Below are 13,512 nucleotides of genomic sequence, written 5' to 3'. Positions count from 1 at the left end.
GACCCCCTCCGGAGCCTAGCCCTTGAGCCTTCTCGCCTCGCTGCCGATCGGCGACATCATCGAGCTCGTCCTGGGCCTCGCGCTGGGCGGCGTCGTGACGGGGTTGCTGGCGGGCGTCTTCGGGGTGGGCGGCGGGGCGGTGATCGTCCCCGTGCTTGCGGTGCTGTTCGACCACCTCGGCGTTCCGGACGAGATCCAGATGCAGCTCGCCGTCGGCACCTCGCTCGCCATCATCATCCCGACGTCGATCCGCTCCTTCCGTGCGCACGCCGCCCGCGGGTCGGTGGATCGTCCGGCGTTGCGGGCCTGGCTGCTGCCCGTCACGCTCGGAGCGGTCAGCGGCGCCGTCGTCGCGGCCTTCGTCAGCTCCGACGCGCTCAAGCTGGTGTTCGCCCTGTTCGGCCTCGGCATGTCGGCCAATCTGCTGTTCGGCCGCGACGACTGGCGGCTGTCGGAGGATCTTCCCGGCTGGCGATCGACGTCGATCTGGGGGTTTTGCATCGCGCTGCTGTCCGCGCTGATCGGCATCGGCGGCGGGGCGCTCGGGGCGCTGTTCCTGAAGCTGCACAACCGTCCGATCCATGTGGCGATCGGCACCTCGTCGGGCCTCGGCGCGCTGATCGCGGTCCCCGGCGCGATCGGCTACGCGGTGGCCGGCCTGCCACACCTCGCCCAGCTGCCGCCGCTCTCGATCGGATACGTGTCGCTGATCGGGTTCGCGCTGATGGCGCCGATCTCGGTGCTCGTGGCGCCGCTCGGGGTGCGTCTGGCGCATGGGCTTTCGAAGCGCAGGCTGACCGTCGCCTTCGGTCTCTTCCTCGCGCTCGTCGCGGTCCGCTTCATCTACGATCTGGCGACCTGAACTGCGGCGGCCCTTAGACCCGCACGCCCATGTCGGCCAGGAAGCCGTGGCCGTAGACATAGGCGAGGGCGATCACCACCGCGATGGCGAGCCAGAGCGCGACGGCCCGGACGGCTCCGCTGGCGTTGCCGCGCCAGCGCGCCAGCGCGCCCGGCCCGATCCAGACCGCGATGCAGACCAGCGCCACCGCGGACGCCCAGCGCTCGTTCGGAAAATCACCGAAGCCGCCGGCCAGGTCGGCGATGACGAACACCATGATCGTCGCGAGAATCGCGACGACGAGGATCTCGCCGATGCTGCGGTCCCTCATTGACCGGCCTCCGTCGGGGCGCGTTTTTCGGCGAAGATCCTGCGGCGCGCCGGGAGGCCGCGCATCACCGCCTCCCGCGCGTCAGCCGACAGCCGCGACCATGCGCCGATCTCGGCCAGCGTGCGCAGGCAGCCCTCGCACCAGCCGGTCGCGGGATCCATGACGCAGACCGAGATGCAGGGGCTTTTGATCGGACGGCTGTCGAGCATGCTCTAACGGATGGCCGACCGCTCGGCCCGGCGCAAGACTGCGACGCGTTATTCCTTCGATGGGCGCGTCACATAAGGGTCAAGGCGAGCGCGGTGAGGGCGGCCGCGTCGCCGAGAGCGGCCGCCGCGCCGCAGACGTCGCCGGTGACGCCGCCGATCTGGCGCCGGGCGAGGGCGGACAGCGCTGAGGCCGCAAGCGCGGCGCACGCGGCCGCGGCGAGGCCGGGCCCTATGCCTGCGAGCAGCGCCGCCAACGCCGCGCCGAGCGCCCAGCCGAGGGCGACGGCGCTCGGAGACGGGCGCGCGGCGTGGCCGGCGCCGTCTGAGCGGGCGGGCGGCAGCAGCACGGTGGGCAGCACAGCCGCGGGTCGGGCGATCGTGGAGGCGGCGGCGACCGCGAGACCTGCGACGACGGGCCCCAGCCCCTCCGCGAGCGCGGCCACGAGCGAGACGCGGCCGAGCAGCGTCAGGATCAGCGCGGTCGCGCCGAAACTTCCCAGCCGGCTGTCGCGCATGATCGCGAGCTTGCGCTCGCGGTCGCGTCCTCCACCGAAGCCGTCGGCGACGTCGGCGAGCCCGTCCTCGTGGAGCGCGCCGCTGAGCGCGACGCCGGCCGCGACCGCGAGCGTCGCCGCGGGGAGGGGCGAGAGGCCGAGCGCCGTCAACGCGGCGAGAACGGCTCCTCCCACGGCGCCCACCACAAGCCCGGCCAGGGGCGCGGCGCGCGCCACCCCGTCGAAGATCGCGGCGGGATCCGGCGATCCCCAGCCTGGAGGGACGGGGATCCGGGTGAAGAAACGCAGCGCGTCTGCGGCGGCGTCGCGCGCGGCGCGGATGACGGAATTAGGACGGTCGGCGGTCATCGGGCGACAATAGGGTTGCGGTCGCGCCTCACTAGCATGGCCGTGCGCGGAGCGCGCTTGGCGCGCCCGGCGGGATCGGCTATCTGCGACGCTCCGATGACGGCGACCTCCCCCACGCCGGCGACGTGACGAGGACGTATTCCATGGCTCGCTCTCCGGACGCCGCGAGGCCCGCATCCGCGAGCGGCCTGCCGTTCGACGACATCCGGGCGCTTCTGAGCCGCCTGCCGGGACCGTCCGCCGAGGCGGTCGCGGCGGTTCGCGCACGGGAGGCGGAGCTGGTGAAGCCGACCGGCGCGCTCGGCCGGCTCGAGGACATCGCGGAGTGGCTGGCGGCCTGGCAGGGCAAGGCGCCGCCGCACGTCGCCCGTCCGCTGGTCGCGATCTTCGCCGGCGCCCACGGCGTGACGGCGAAGGGCGTCTCGGCCTACCCCGCCGAGGTCACAAGCCAGATGCTCGGCGCCTTCTCCGGCGGCGGGGCGGCGATCAACCAGATCTGCGCGAGCTTCGATATCGGCCTCAAGGTGTTCGACCTCGCCTCCGACCGGCCGACCCCGGACATCACCGAGCGGGCGGCCATGAGCGAGCAGGAATGCGCGGCGACCATGGCCTACGGCATGGAGGCGATCGCCGGCGGGATCGATCTGCTGGTCGTGGGCGAGATGGGGATCGGCAACACCACCGTCGCTGCGGCCATCGCCTGCGCGCTCTACGGCGGCGAGCCGGAGGATTGGGTCGGCCGCGGCACCGGGGTCGACAAGGCGGGGCTGAAGCGCAAGGCCGAGGCCGTGCGCGCCGCTCTCGAGACGCACAAGGGCCATCTCGGCGATCCGCTGGAGGCGCTGCGGCGGCTCGGCGGGCGGGAGCTCGCGGCGATCGCGGGGGCCATCGTCGCGGCGCGGATGGAGCGCGTGCCGGTCGTCATCGACGGCTATGTGGCGACGGCCGCCGCGAGCGTGCTGCACGCTCTCGACGCCAGCGCGCTCGACCACTGCGTCGCCGGCCATCGCTCGGCCGAGGCCGCCCATGGCCGGCTGCTGGAGCGCTTGGAGATGAAGCCGCTGCTCGACCTCGGCATGCGCCTCGGCGAGGGCTCCGGCGGCGCGCTCGCGGTCGCCGTGATCAAGGCCGCCGCCGCCTGCCACTCCGGCATGGCGACGTTCTCGGAGGCAGCGGTGGCGAACCGCGCCTGAGCTGAGCGAAGTGCGTGCTTCGTCGCCCGGATCCGCAGTCCCGGACGGGCCGCTCAGGCCTCCCGCGGCCGAAGATGCCGCGTGGCGCGGCGCTCCAGCAGGTTCCAGACCCGGCGGACGGTTTCGACCAGCACGAGATAGATCAGCGCGGCCCAGAGGTAGACCTCGAAGTCGTAGGAGCGGCTGAACGCGTATTTGGTCGCGCCCAGCACGTCGTAGACCGTCACGACGCTCGCGATCGAGCTCGCCTTGATCATCAGCACCAGCTCGTTGCCGAGCGGCCGAAGCCCCTGCGCCAGGGCCTGCGGCAGGATCACGGTGAGATAGGTCTGGCCGCGCCGGAGGCCGAGCGCCGCCGCCGCCTCGCCCTGGCCGCGCGCGACGGAGCGCACGCCGCCGCGGATGATTTCGGCCTGATAGGCCGCGGTGTTGAGCGTGAAGGTGATCGCGACGCACCACCAGGCGTCCCGGAACACGCCCCACAGCCCCACCGCGTCGAGCGCGTCACGGAACTGGCCGGCGCCGTAATAGACGAGGAAGACCTGCGCCAGCAGCGGCGTGCCGCGGAAGAAGGTCGAGAACGACAGGCACAGCGCCCGCGTGACGCGCCCGCCCTCGACCAGGGCGACGCCGAGCGGCAGGGCGAGCAGGAACCCCACGGAGCAGGAGACCGCGACGAGGCCGAGCGTCGTCCAGAGCCCGTCGACGACCCGCGGGCCGTAGCGCGCCATCAGCTCGGCGTCGAAGCCGAGCGCGCCCCAGACGGTCAGGATGGCGTGGCCGAGAGCCGCTTCCATGGCCTTAGCGTCCCGCGGCGGCGAAGCCGCGGTCGGCGCGCGCCTCGAGCCGGCGGGCGATCGCCGTCGAGAGGCCGGAGAGCGCCAGATAGATCAGGCAGGCGACGAGATAGAAGAAGAACGGCTGCTTGGTCGCGTTGACTGCGAGGTTGGTCTGCCGGGTGAGGTCGGCGAGGGCGATGACGGAGACCAGCGAGGTGTCCTTCAGCAGCACCAGCCAGGTGTTGGAGAGGCCGGGAAGCGCGACCCGCCACAGCTGCGGAAACACCACGAGCCGGAAGGCGAGGCGTCGCGACAGGCCGAGCGCCGCGGCCGACTCGCTCTGCCCCTTCGGCACCGCGCGGATCGCGGCCAGCAGCACCTCGCTGGAGAAGGCCCCGAACACGAGGCCGAGCGCCACGACGCCCGCGACGAAGCTGTTGATCTCCACCGTCGCGCCGGTGAGCGAGGCGATCAGCCGCGGGGCGCCGAAGGCGACGATCAGGATCGTCAGCAGTTCGGGCAGACCGCGGAACACCGTGGTATAGAGTTCGCCCAGCGCGCGGGCGACGCGGCCCTTCGCGTTCTTGAGCAGCGCCACGCCGAGGCCCAGGGCGAGGCCGAGCGGCAGCGTGGCGACGGCGAGCGTGATCGTGACGACCACGCCGCGCGCGAGGTCGTCGCCCCAGCCTTCGGATCCGAACGAAAGAAGGCCGAAGAGGTCGGTCACGCGGCGGCGGTCAGTAGAGGCTGAACGGGAAGTACTTGGCGTTGATCTTCTCGTAGGTGCCGTCGGCGAGGATCTCGGCGATGCCCTTGTCGATCAGTTCCTTGAGCTCGATGTCCTCCTTGCGGAGGCCGGCGCCGATGCCCTCACCGAAGTACTTCTCGTCGCGGATGTCCTGGCCGATCACCTGGCAGCACTTGCCGGCGTCGGACTTCTCCAGCCAGGGCAGCATCACCGTCTTGTCGCCGAGCACCGCGTCGAGGCGGCCGGAGGCCAGGTCGAGGTTGGCCTCGTCCTGGGTGGCGTAGAGCTTCACGGTCGCCCCGGCCGGCTCGTACACGTCCTGCAGGAAGGTGCCGCTGACGGTGGAGGACTGCGCCCCGATCGTCTTGCCCTTCATCGCGTCGGTGGAGGTGCCCATCGAGGCGTTGCGCTTGTCGGTCACGAACAGCGCCGGCGTCTGGTAGTAGCGCTTGGAGAACGCGATGGTCTTCTTGCGCTCGTCGGTGATCGACATGGAGGCGAAGATCGCGTCGTACTTGTTGGCGAGCAGCGCGGGGATGATGCCGTCCCAGTCCTGCGCCACGAAGGTGCATTCCGCCTTGATCTTCTCGCAGATCGCCTTGGCGATATCGATGTCGAAGCCCTGAACCTGCCCGTCGGCGCCCACGACGTTGAACGGCGGGTAGGCGCCCTCGGTCCCGATCTTGATCTTCGACCAGTCCTTGGCCGCGGCCGGGACGGCGGTCAGGGCGCAGGCGAGCGCAAGCGCCACGGCGCCGGCGAATGCAAACCGGGATGACGACATGACGACGGTCTCCGACTCAGGCTGACGCTTCGGGCCGCTCGCAGAGCCCCGACGCGTCGCAGCATTCCACCGTTGCCCCGCACGCTCAAGTGGTGGGCGAGCCTATGTTTGCGGCATCGCCCGCAGCGAGACGCGCCAGATCGTCCGGCGTGTCGACGTCCCGAAACCCGCTTCCGTCGGCGAAGGCGACCTCGACAGCGCCAAGCTCCGCCAGCGCCCGGCGCGGCGAGGAGACGCCGTCCCGCACCAGCCGATCGAGCGCCTCCGCACACCCGAGCGGCCACAGCGCATGCAGCGGCTCGAGGCCCGAGGGCGAGACTGCGACCGCCGGGCCTTCGCCCGCCGCGGCCGCCAGGCGCGCGACGAGATCTACAGGCGGATACGGCGCGTCGCCCGGAAGGGTGGCGAGGTGGGCGACGCCCTCGAACGACCGCGCCCAGGCGAGGGCGGTCCGCACCCCGGCGAGCGGTCCCCCGGGACCATCGGCCGCGTCGGCGAGGACGGGCAGGGCGAAAGCCGCGAAACGCGCGGGGTCGCCATTGGCGGAGAGCGCGAGCGTCGCCACCTGAGGACGGAAGCGATCGAGCGCGTGGGCGAGGATCGGGCGGCCGTGCAGCGCGATCAGCGCCTTGTCCGCGCCCCCCATGCGACGGCCTTCGCCGCCCATCAGGACGACCCCCGCGATGCTCGCGAGGGAGGCTTCGACGTCTGGCATGCCATTCCTTTCCTCGACCGGCCGGACTTGATTGACCTTCGGGCGGCGAAAGGTCCATAGCCCAAGAAAACACGGATGGAGACGCGACATGGCGGTGACGGAAGACGACGTTCGGAGGGCTCTCGACGCGGCGCCTGCGCCGGACGGGGCGCCGAGCCTCGCGCAATCCCCCGCGCTGTCGCCGATCTCCATCTCCGGCGGCCGGGTGATCTTCTCGATCCAGACCACGCCGGACCGCGCCGCCGCGCTCGAGCCGGTCCGCAAGGCCGCCGAAGCTGCCGTGCGCGCCGTTCCCGGCGTCACCGACGTGCTGGTCGCGCTCACCGCCGATCGGCCGGCGGGGTCCGCGCCGCCGCCGCGGCCCGCAAGCCCGATGGCCGCGCGCGGCGGCCGCGACGCGCCCTCGGGCGCCGCGCCCGCGCCGCGACAGGCCTCCGGCGGCGCCGGCGTGCCGGGCGTCCGCCACATCATCGCGGTCGCCTCCGGCAAGGGCGGCGTCGGCAAGTCGACCACGGCCGCCAACCTGGCGCTCGCCTTCCGGGCGCAGGGCCTGCGCGTCGGGCTGATGGACGCCGACGTCTATGGTCCCTCGGTGCCCACCCTGTTCGGCCTGCATGAAAAGCCCGAGGTCGAGGGCAAGATGATGAAGCCGCTCGAGGCCCACGGCCTGAAGATCATGTCGATCGGCTTCCTGGTCGAGGCCGGGACGGCGATGATCTGGCGCGGCCCGATGGTGATGTCGGCGCTGACCCAGATGCTGACCGAGGTGTCCTGGGGCGAACTCGACGTGCTGGTGGTCGACATGCCGCCGGGCACCGGCGACGCCCAGCTCACCATGGCGCAGCGGGTGAAGCTCTCCGGCGCCGTCATCGTCTCCACGCCGCAGGACCTTGCGCTCGCCGACGCGCGTCGCGGCGTCGCGATGTTCGAGCGGGTCGACGTGCCGATCCTCGGGATCGTCGAGAACATGAGCTACTACTGCTGTCCGAACTGCGGCCACCGGGCGGAGCTGTTCGGCCACGGCGGCGCCCGCGCGGAGGCTGAGCGCATGAAGACGCCGTTCCTCGGCGAAATCCCGCTCTCTCTCGAGATCCGCACGACCTCCGACGCCGGCGCGCCCATTGTCGCCAAGGACCCCGGCTCGGAGCACTCCAAGGCCTACGGCCGCATCGCCGCCGCGGTGTGGAACCGCCTGACCTCCGGCGCTCCCGGCCGCGCGGCGCCGCGCATCGTCATCGAGCGCTGAGGGCTCGCCGGAGCCATCGCGGCCTCCGGCTTCCGGTGAAGGCGCTCGGTCCTCCGCAGAGGCGGGAGCGTCGCGATCGACGGCTCGGCTCAGGCCGCTTCGTCGGTCGCTGCGCCTGCGGCGACGGCGTGGCCGATGGCGCGGGCGCGATCGAGCGCAGAGGCGGGAAAGGACTCGCCTCCCGCCAGCAGAAACTCCGATGTCGCGACCTGCGCGCCGCAGAAGTCGAAGATGCCATGGTCGATCTGCGTGCGCATGGCGTTGGCGTAGCCGCGCCGCTCGTAGGTTCCCGCGTCCGACGCGCCGATGCCGACGAGATGAACCCGCAGCCGGCCGAGATGCTTGACGAGGCCGCCGTCCGGCGTCTCGTCATAGGCCCAGCCGTTGGTGAACACCCGGTCGATCCATCCCTTGAGCTGGCCCGGCATCGACCACCAATAGACGGGATAAACCAGCACGAGCGCGTCCGCGCGGTCGATCCGCGCCTGCTCGGCCAGCACGTCGGGCGGCGGCCCGGCCTGCCGGCGAAACAGCGCGAGGTCCGCCGCGGAGAAGCGCGGATCGAATCCCTCCGCCGACAGATCGGCCATCTCGACGACGTTTGCGGCGTCGGTCGAGACGACACCCTCGGCGATGCGCGCCGCCACGGCGTGGGTGAGGGAGGCGGGATCGGCGTGGGCGAAAACAATGAGCGAGCGCATGCGGCGGCCCCTCGGGTTGCGGCTTTGACGTCAGCCGGAATGGTTATATACTTTTAGTAAGTTACGTTTGGTATATAGCGATGTCAAGCCATCCTCCGGCGGAGCCCCGCCGTCGTCTGTCGCGGGAGCGCCGTCGGCTTCAGCTCATCGACGTCGCGTGGCGGCTCGCCCGGGAGGAGGGGGCCGACGCCCTGACGCTCGGACGGCTCGCCGAGCTGGCCGGGGTCGCGAAGCCGGTGGTCTACGACCATTTCGGCACGCGGAACGGCCTCCTCGCCGCGCTGTTCGAGGAGTTCGACCAACGTCAGACGGCTGCGATGGACGCGGCGCTCGCGGCGAGCGAACCGACGCTTGTCGATCGTGCGCGCGTCATCGCCGAGGCCTACGTCGGCTGCGCGCTGGCCCAGGGCCGGGAGCTCGCCGGCGTCGCCGCCGCGCTCGAGGGCTCGCCGGAGCTCGAAAGGGTCAAGCGGGCATGCGAGACCGCGTTCCTCGAGAAATGCCGCGTGGCCCTTGATCCCTTTGCGGACGGCGGCGTCTCCACGCCGGCTCTTGTCGGCGCGCTCGGCGCCGCGGACGCCCTATCCAGCGCCGCGGCGATCGGAGAGATCGACGCGGACTCGGCGCGGGCGGAACTGCTCGCCGTCATCCTCGCGGCGGTGGAGCGAAGCCGCGGGCGGCTGCGGCGGCCCGACTGATCGCGCGACCCCGCGAGCGCCGCGCCGCCGCCCAGATTGGATTTATTCCAAATCAAGCGGCGCGCGAAAAAAGTCGTTCATTCAAAACCTGTTAGGCGGAAGTTGACTTTCTCGTGAGCGAGGCGTTTCGGTTCTGCGGGGCGGCCCGGAGAGCTTTCGGATCGCATGGCGCGACGGCCGCGCGGCCGAGGAGACGGACCTATGACCAAGACCTGGATCGGGGCGCTGGCGGGCGTGGCGCTCGGGGCTTTGGCCGCCGGCGGGGCGCAGGCGCAGGCGCCCGCGGCGAAGGATGTGGTGAAGACCTATTCCGATGTCGCCGCCGCCATGTACGGCGATGCGGTCATCGCCGCCTCCGAGCTCAAGACCAAGATCGACGCCTTTCTGAAGGATCCCACGGACGCGACGCTGGCCGACGCCCGCAAGGCGTGGATCGCGGCGCGTGTTCCCTACCAGCAGACCGAGGGCTACCGCTTCGGCAACCCGTCCGTCGACGACCTCGAAGGCCGCGTCAACGCCTGGCCGCTGGACGAGGGGCTGATCGACTACGTTGCCCCCGCCTATGGCGAGACCTCGGACGAAAACCCCTATTACGCGCTCAATGCCATCGCGAACCCGAAGCTGAAGCTCGGCCGCAAGACGGTCGACGCCACCAAGATCACCGCGAAGCTGCTGAACTCGCTGCAGGAGGCGGGCGAGGTCGAGGCGAACGTCGCCATCGGCTATCACGCCATCGAGTTCCTGCTGTGGGGCCAGGACCTGAACGGCACGGGCCCCGGCGCCGGCGACCGCAAGGCGACCGACTACGTCCAGGGCGAGGGCTGCACCAACAAGAACTGCGACCGCCGGGCCCAGTACCTGAGCGTCGTCACCGACCTGCTGGTGGCCGACCTCAAGGACATGGCCGCGCTGTGGGGACCCAAGGGCAAGGCGCGCGTGGCGCTCGCCAAGAAGAAGCCGGGCGCGGCGATCGCCGCCATGTTCACCGGCCTCGGTAGCCTGTCCTACGGCGAACTCGCGGGCGAGCGCATGAAGCTCGGCCTCATCCTCCACGATCCGGAGGAGGAGCACGACTGCTTCTCCGACAACACCCACAACTCGCACTACTACGACATCAAGGGGATGACCGGGATCTGGGCCGGAACCTACGTGCGGCTCGATGGAACCAAGGTGGAGGGACCCTCGCTCAAGGCCTACGCCGAGGCCAAGGCGCCGGCGGAGGCCAAGACGCTCGACGACGACTTCGCCGCCACGCTCGCCAAGGCGCAGGTCCTGAAAGACCGGGCCGACAGCGGCAAGGAGGCCTACGACCAGATGATCGGCGAGGGCAACGCCGAGGGAAACAAGGTCGTGCAGGACGTGATCGACGGCCTGGTGCAGCAGACCCGCGGCGTGGAGGCGGTGGTCGCCAAGCTCGGCGTGAAGATCACGGTCGAGGGCTCCGACAGCCTCGACGCGCCGGAGAAGGTGTCGCAGTAATCGAAGCCGAGCGCGCCGTTCTCTTCCCTTCTCCCCTTGCGGGAGAAGGTGGCGCGCAAGCGCCGGATGAGGGGTCGTCCGGGACATCCTCGGGCGGCCCGGACGACCCCTCACCCTTGCCCTCTCCCGCGAGGGGCGAGGGCGCCACGACGTCGCGTCCTATGAGGAGCGACGAGCCTCGCTCAGCCGCGGCCCGCAGGCGATAGGATCAGCGTGATGTCATCGGCCGCAGGCTCGCGCCAGCTCACCCGCCGCGCGCTTCTCGGCGGCGGGCTCGCCGTCGCGGGCGTCGTCGCGTTGCGTGGGCGCAGCGACGCGAAGCCCGCGACGCTGCCGCTGCGCACCCGCGCGGAAACGCCCGGCGAACGAACGCTGTCGCTCGTCGCCGCCGAGCGCCGGGCGAAGCTGCTCGGCCCCGACGGACCGGACAGCGCGGTCTGGACCTATGGCGAACGCCTGTTCGACGTGGTGCGGATCGCTCAGGGCGAGACGCTTGCGGTGGAGCTGGAGAACCGGCTGCCGGAGCACACCGCGATCCACTGGCATGGCTTGAGAATTCCCAACGATCAGGACGGCGTGCCCTATATCACGCAGCCGCCGGTGCGGCCGGGCGAGCGCCATTCCTATCGCTTCACCCCGCCGGACACCGGCACCTTCTGGTTCCATCCCCATTGCGACACGATCGCCCAGCTCGGCCGCGGGCTTGCGGGCGTGCTGATCGTCGAGGGCGACGAGAGCGTTCCCTACGACGCCGACCTGACGCTGGTGCTGAAGGACTGGCGGCTCGACGCGGCGACCGGCGGCTACCTGCCGTTCATGACCCAGCGCGGCGCGCTGCGGGCGGGCACCTTCGGCACGGTGCGGACCGTCAACGGCGAGACGGCGCCGCTCATTGTGGTTCCAGCTGGGGGCGACGTGCGGCTGAGGCTCCTGAACCTCGACTCCACCCGCGTCGGCGACATCGGCGTGGACGGCGGAGAGGCGGCCGTGATCGCGATCGACGGCAACCCGATCGCGCCGTTCCCGCTGAAGGACTGGCGCCTCGGCCCCGCCATGCGGCTCGACCTCGTGGTGCGGGCGCCGGCGGCGGGCGGCGAGGTCCGGCTGATGGACTATTTCGCCGCCGAGCCGGTGGTGCTGGCGACGCTGGCAGGCGAGGGCGAACCCGCCAAGCGCAAGGCGTTCGATCCCGCGCCGCTGACGCGCTCCGCCATTCCGGAGCCGCGGATGAAGGGCGCGGAGCGGCTCACCTTCGCCTTCGCCACCGCCTCCAAGCAGAAGGCGGCGCTCGCGGTCTCGGCGGACGACGGCGACCCGCTCGCCGCCGCGATGCTGGACAGCCTCTGCGCGGCCTCCACCGTGAACTGGAGCATCAACCGCGAGGCCTGGCCCGTGGGCGACCATTCGCAGGTCCCGAAGCCGCTCGCCCTGCTTCGGGAGGGGCGGACCTACGTGGCGGAGCTTTCCAACGAGACGCCGCACGTGCACCCGATCCACCTGCACGGCTTCACCTTCAAGGTGCTCGGCTCCACTAAGCGCGACCTGCCCGTGCACTTCGCCGACACGGTGCTGCTGACGCCGAACGAGCGCATCACCATCGCCTTCGTCGCGGACCGGCCGGGCGACTGGATGATCCATTGCCACCTGATCGAGCATCAGGAAACGGGCATGATGGGCTACCTGAAGGTCGCGTGATGGGGCGAAGGATCGCCTGCGCGCTCGTGGTCGCAGGCCTGGTAATTCCTGGCGCGGCCTTCGCCGCCCGCGACGGGCTCGACGTCGCCATCGGCCGGGCGATCTTCGCGCGCCTGTGGGTCCCGGCGCCGGCCTCCACGCGCCACGCCGACGGGCTGGGTCCGCTGTTCGCGGCGCGCTCCTGCGCCAGCTGCCACTCGGCCGAGGCCGGCCGCACGCGCTTCCGCCTCGGCCGCGACGATCCCGGCCAGGACCCCGGCCTCGTGGTGCGCCTCGGATCAGCCGTGGGCGCGCCGGACCCGGTCTACGGCGCGGAATTGCAGCCCGAGGGGCTAGGCAAGGTCCCGGGCGAGGGGCGGGCGGCCGTGACCTTCGCCGCGTCCGGCAAGCCGTTCTGGCGGCTCGAGGCGCCGGGCTACGGCCCCCTCGCGCCGGACACCGCCATGTCGGCGCGGGTCGCGCCGTCGCTCGCCGGCCTCAGCCTGCTCCAACGGGTGCCGGAGGCCGCGATCCTCGCACGCGCGGCGACCGAGGCGCGCGACGGCGTTTCCGGCCGGCCGCACTGGATCGAGGGCCCGGAGGGCAGGGCGCTTGGCCGTTTCGGCTGGAAAGCTTCCGAGCCGACGCTCGCCGCCCAGGCGGCGGCCGCGTTCACGCTGGACCTCGGCCTCTCCACCGAGCGCCGCCCCGAAGGCGCCGGCGACTGCACGTCGTCCCAGGCCGCCTGCCGGGAGGCGCCGCATGGCGCCCGGCCCGGCGAGCCGGAGGTGGCGCCCGACCTGTTCGCGAGCCTCGTCGCCTTCCTCGAACATCGCCCCACCCCGCCGCCGCCTGCGCCGTCTCCACGCGGCGTGACGCTCTTCGCCTCCACCGGCTGCGCCGCATGCCACGCGCCGTCGCTGCCGCTTGGCGACGGCGCCGAGGTCGCGGCCTTCACCGACCTTCTGCTCCACGACATGGGGCCGGGTCTCGACGACGGCGTCGGCGAGCAGACGGCCGCGAGCGCCGAGTGGCGGACCGCCCCGCTGTGGGGACTGTCCCGCACGCTCGCGCAGGGGTCAGGCTTGCTCCACGACGGCCGCGCGGCCACGGTGGCGGACGCCGTGCGCTGGCACGAGGGCGAAGCCGCCCCCGCCCGCGCCCGCTTCGAGGCCTTGACCCCGGCGGAGCGCAAGACGCTCGTCGACTACGTCTCGGGACTTTAGAGATGACATCAAGGTTTCGGCACAA

The 13,512-nt window shown here is 71.7% G+C and carries 15 protein-coding genes; 7 read left to right on the top strand and 8 right to left on the bottom strand.

Features of this window, described 5'->3' with window-relative positions; genetic code table 11:
* The first annotated feature begins 22 nt into the window (after nucleotides 1–22).
* Nucleotides 23–862 (top strand): sulfite exporter TauE/SafE family protein, encoded by an 840-nt coding sequence (locus JOD31_RS02430; protein WP_204948718.1) that lies wholly within the window; start codon nucleotides 23–25, stop codon nucleotides 860–862.
* Between the two features lie 13 nt (nucleotides 863–875).
* Here JOD31_RS02430 and JOD31_RS02425 read toward each other — a convergent pair whose 3' ends face one another.
* From JOD31_RS02425 to cobS, 3 genes are all read right to left on the bottom strand, one after another.
* The gene (locus JOD31_RS02425; RefSeq protein WP_204948717.1) at nucleotides 876–1,172 is read right to left on the bottom strand and encodes a hypothetical protein; all 297 of its coding nucleotides are present in this window, start codon (nucleotides 1,170–1,172) and stop codon (nucleotides 876–878) included.
* On the bottom strand, nucleotides 1,169–1,381 hold the full coding sequence (locus JOD31_RS02420; protein WP_204948716.1) for a DUF1289 domain-containing protein: 213 nt from the start codon (nucleotides 1,379–1,381) through the stop codon (nucleotides 1,169–1,171). Before JOD31_RS02420 ends, JOD31_RS02425 begins: the two co-directional genes overlap by 4 nt.
* A gap of 68 nt (nucleotides 1,382–1,449) precedes the next feature.
* Nucleotides 1,450–2,244, bottom strand: coding sequence for an adenosylcobinamide-GDP ribazoletransferase (cobS, locus tag JOD31_RS02415; protein WP_204948715.1), 795 nt, complete (start codon nucleotides 2,242–2,244; stop codon nucleotides 1,450–1,452).
* Nucleotides 2,245–2,387: 143 nt separating this feature from the next.
* Between cobS and cobT the strand changes: the two genes are divergently transcribed.
* A complete protein-coding gene (gene cobT, locus JOD31_RS02410; RefSeq protein WP_204948714.1) occupies nucleotides 2,388–3,437 on the top strand; it encodes a nicotinate-nucleotide--dimethylbenzimidazole phosphoribosyltransferase in 1,050 nt (349 codons plus the stop codon).
* 53 nt (nucleotides 3,438–3,490) lie between these two features.
* Here cobT and JOD31_RS02405 read toward each other — a convergent pair whose 3' ends face one another.
* The 4 genes from JOD31_RS02405 to JOD31_RS02390 form a co-directional block, all read right to left on the bottom strand.
* Nucleotides 3,491–4,234, bottom strand: a complete 744-nt coding sequence (locus tag JOD31_RS02405; RefSeq protein WP_204948713.1) for an ABC transporter permease — start codon at nucleotides 4,232–4,234, stop codon at nucleotides 3,491–3,493.
* Between the two features lie 4 nt (nucleotides 4,235–4,238).
* Entirely contained in the window at nucleotides 4,239–4,943 is a 705-nt protein-coding gene (locus JOD31_RS02400) for an ABC transporter permease (protein ID WP_204948712.1), read from the bottom strand.
* A gap of 10 nt (nucleotides 4,944–4,953) precedes the next feature.
* Nucleotides 4,954–5,748: a lysine/arginine/ornithine ABC transporter substrate-binding protein gene (locus JOD31_RS02395; protein ID WP_204948711.1), complete on the bottom strand. Its 795-nt coding sequence runs from the start codon at nucleotides 5,746–5,748 to the stop codon at nucleotides 4,954–4,956.
* Between the two features lie 85 nt (nucleotides 5,749–5,833).
* Nucleotides 5,834–6,463 (bottom strand): NTP transferase domain-containing protein, encoded by a 630-nt coding sequence (locus tag JOD31_RS02390; RefSeq protein ID WP_204948710.1) that lies wholly within the window; start codon nucleotides 6,461–6,463, stop codon nucleotides 5,834–5,836.
* An 88-nt stretch (nucleotides 6,464–6,551) separates the two neighbouring features.
* Here JOD31_RS02390 and JOD31_RS02385 point away from each other — a divergent pair, with 88 nt between their 5' ends.
* The gene (locus JOD31_RS02385; RefSeq protein ID WP_204948709.1) at nucleotides 6,552–7,709 is read left to right on the top strand and encodes an Mrp/NBP35 family ATP-binding protein; all 1,158 of its coding nucleotides are present in this window, start codon (nucleotides 6,552–6,554) and stop codon (nucleotides 7,707–7,709) included.
* Nucleotides 7,710–7,798: 89 nt separating this feature from the next.
* Here JOD31_RS02385 and JOD31_RS02380 read toward each other — a convergent pair whose 3' ends face one another.
* Entirely contained in the window at nucleotides 7,799–8,410 is a 612-nt protein-coding gene (locus tag JOD31_RS02380; protein ID WP_204948708.1) for an NAD(P)H-dependent oxidoreductase, read from the bottom strand.
* Between the two features lie 80 nt (nucleotides 8,411–8,490).
* Between JOD31_RS02380 and JOD31_RS02375 the strand changes: the two genes are divergently transcribed.
* The 4 genes from JOD31_RS02375 (at nucleotide 8,491) to JOD31_RS02360 (ending at nucleotide 13,487) form a co-directional block, all read left to right on the top strand.
* Nucleotides 8,491–9,108, top strand: a complete 618-nt coding sequence (locus tag JOD31_RS02375; RefSeq protein ID WP_204948707.1) for a TetR/AcrR family transcriptional regulator — start codon at nucleotides 8,491–8,493, stop codon at nucleotides 9,106–9,108.
* Between the two features lie 201 nt (nucleotides 9,109–9,309).
* Nucleotides 9,310–10,587, top strand: a complete 1,278-nt coding sequence (locus JOD31_RS02370) for an imelysin family protein (RefSeq protein WP_204948706.1) — start codon at nucleotides 9,310–9,312, stop codon at nucleotides 10,585–10,587.
* A 216-nt stretch (nucleotides 10,588–10,803) separates the two neighbouring features.
* On the top strand, nucleotides 10,804–12,282 hold the full coding sequence (locus tag JOD31_RS02365; RefSeq protein ID WP_204948705.1) for a multicopper oxidase family protein: 1,479 nt from the start codon (nucleotides 10,804–10,806) through the stop codon (nucleotides 12,280–12,282).
* Entirely contained in the window at nucleotides 12,282–13,487 is a 1,206-nt protein-coding gene (locus tag JOD31_RS02360; protein ID WP_204948704.1) for a di-heme oxidoredictase family protein, read from the top strand. The genes JOD31_RS02365 and JOD31_RS02360 overlap by 1 nt, the downstream gene beginning before the upstream one ends.
* Nucleotides 13,488–13,512 lie beyond the last annotated feature (25 nt).

The organism is Methylopila capsulata, assembly GCF_016907975.1.
In the GTDB taxonomy this organism is placed as follows: domain Bacteria; phylum Pseudomonadota; class Alphaproteobacteria; order Rhizobiales; family Methylopilaceae; genus Methylopila; species Methylopila capsulata.
Note: the sequence above shows the minus strand (reverse complement) of the source record. Positions and strands in the feature narration are given on the sequence as shown.

Excerpts from the sequence above, each read along its gene's own strand:
- JOD31_RS02385 (WP_204948709.1), top strand. The coding sequence starts at position 6,552 with ATGGCGGTGACGGAAGACGACGTTCGGAGGGCTCTCGACGCGGCGCCT.
- JOD31_RS02420 (WP_204948716.1), bottom strand. The coding sequence starts at position 1,381 with ATGCTCGACAGCCGTCCGATCAAAAGCCCCTGCATCTCGGTCTGCGTC.
- JOD31_RS02360 (WP_204948704.1), top strand. The coding sequence starts at position 12,282 with ATGGGGCGAAGGATCGCCTGCGCGCTCGTGGTCGCAGGCCTGGTAATT.
- JOD31_RS02375 (WP_204948707.1), top strand. The coding sequence starts at position 8,491 with ATGTCAAGCCATCCTCCGGCGGAGCCCCGCCGTCGTCTGTCGCGGGAG.
- JOD31_RS02390 (WP_204948710.1), bottom strand. The coding sequence starts at position 6,463 with ATGCCAGACGTCGAAGCCTCCCTCGCGAGCATCGCGGGGGTCGTCCTG.
- JOD31_RS02425 (WP_204948717.1), bottom strand. The coding sequence starts at position 1,172 with ATGAGGGACCGCAGCATCGGCGAGATCCTCGTCGTCGCGATTCTCGCG.
- JOD31_RS02395 (WP_204948711.1), bottom strand. The coding sequence starts at position 5,748 with ATGTCGTCATCCCGGTTTGCATTCGCCGGCGCCGTGGCGCTTGCGCTC.
- JOD31_RS02365 (WP_204948705.1), top strand. The coding sequence starts at position 10,804 with ATGTCATCGGCCGCAGGCTCGCGCCAGCTCACCCGCCGCGCGCTTCTC.
- cobT (WP_204948714.1), top strand. The coding sequence starts at position 2,388 with ATGGCTCGCTCTCCGGACGCCGCGAGGCCCGCATCCGCGAGCGGCCTG.
- JOD31_RS02370 (WP_204948706.1), top strand. The coding sequence starts at position 9,310 with ATGACCAAGACCTGGATCGGGGCGCTGGCGGGCGTGGCGCTCGGGGCT.
- JOD31_RS02405 (WP_204948713.1), bottom strand. The coding sequence starts at position 4,234 with ATGGAAGCGGCTCTCGGCCACGCCATCCTGACCGTCTGGGGCGCGCTC.
- cobS (WP_204948715.1), bottom strand. The coding sequence starts at position 2,244 with ATGACCGCCGACCGTCCTAATTCCGTCATCCGCGCCGCGCGCGACGCC.
- JOD31_RS02380 (WP_204948708.1), bottom strand. The coding sequence starts at position 8,410 with ATGCGCTCGCTCATTGTTTTCGCCCACGCCGATCCCGCCTCCCTCACC.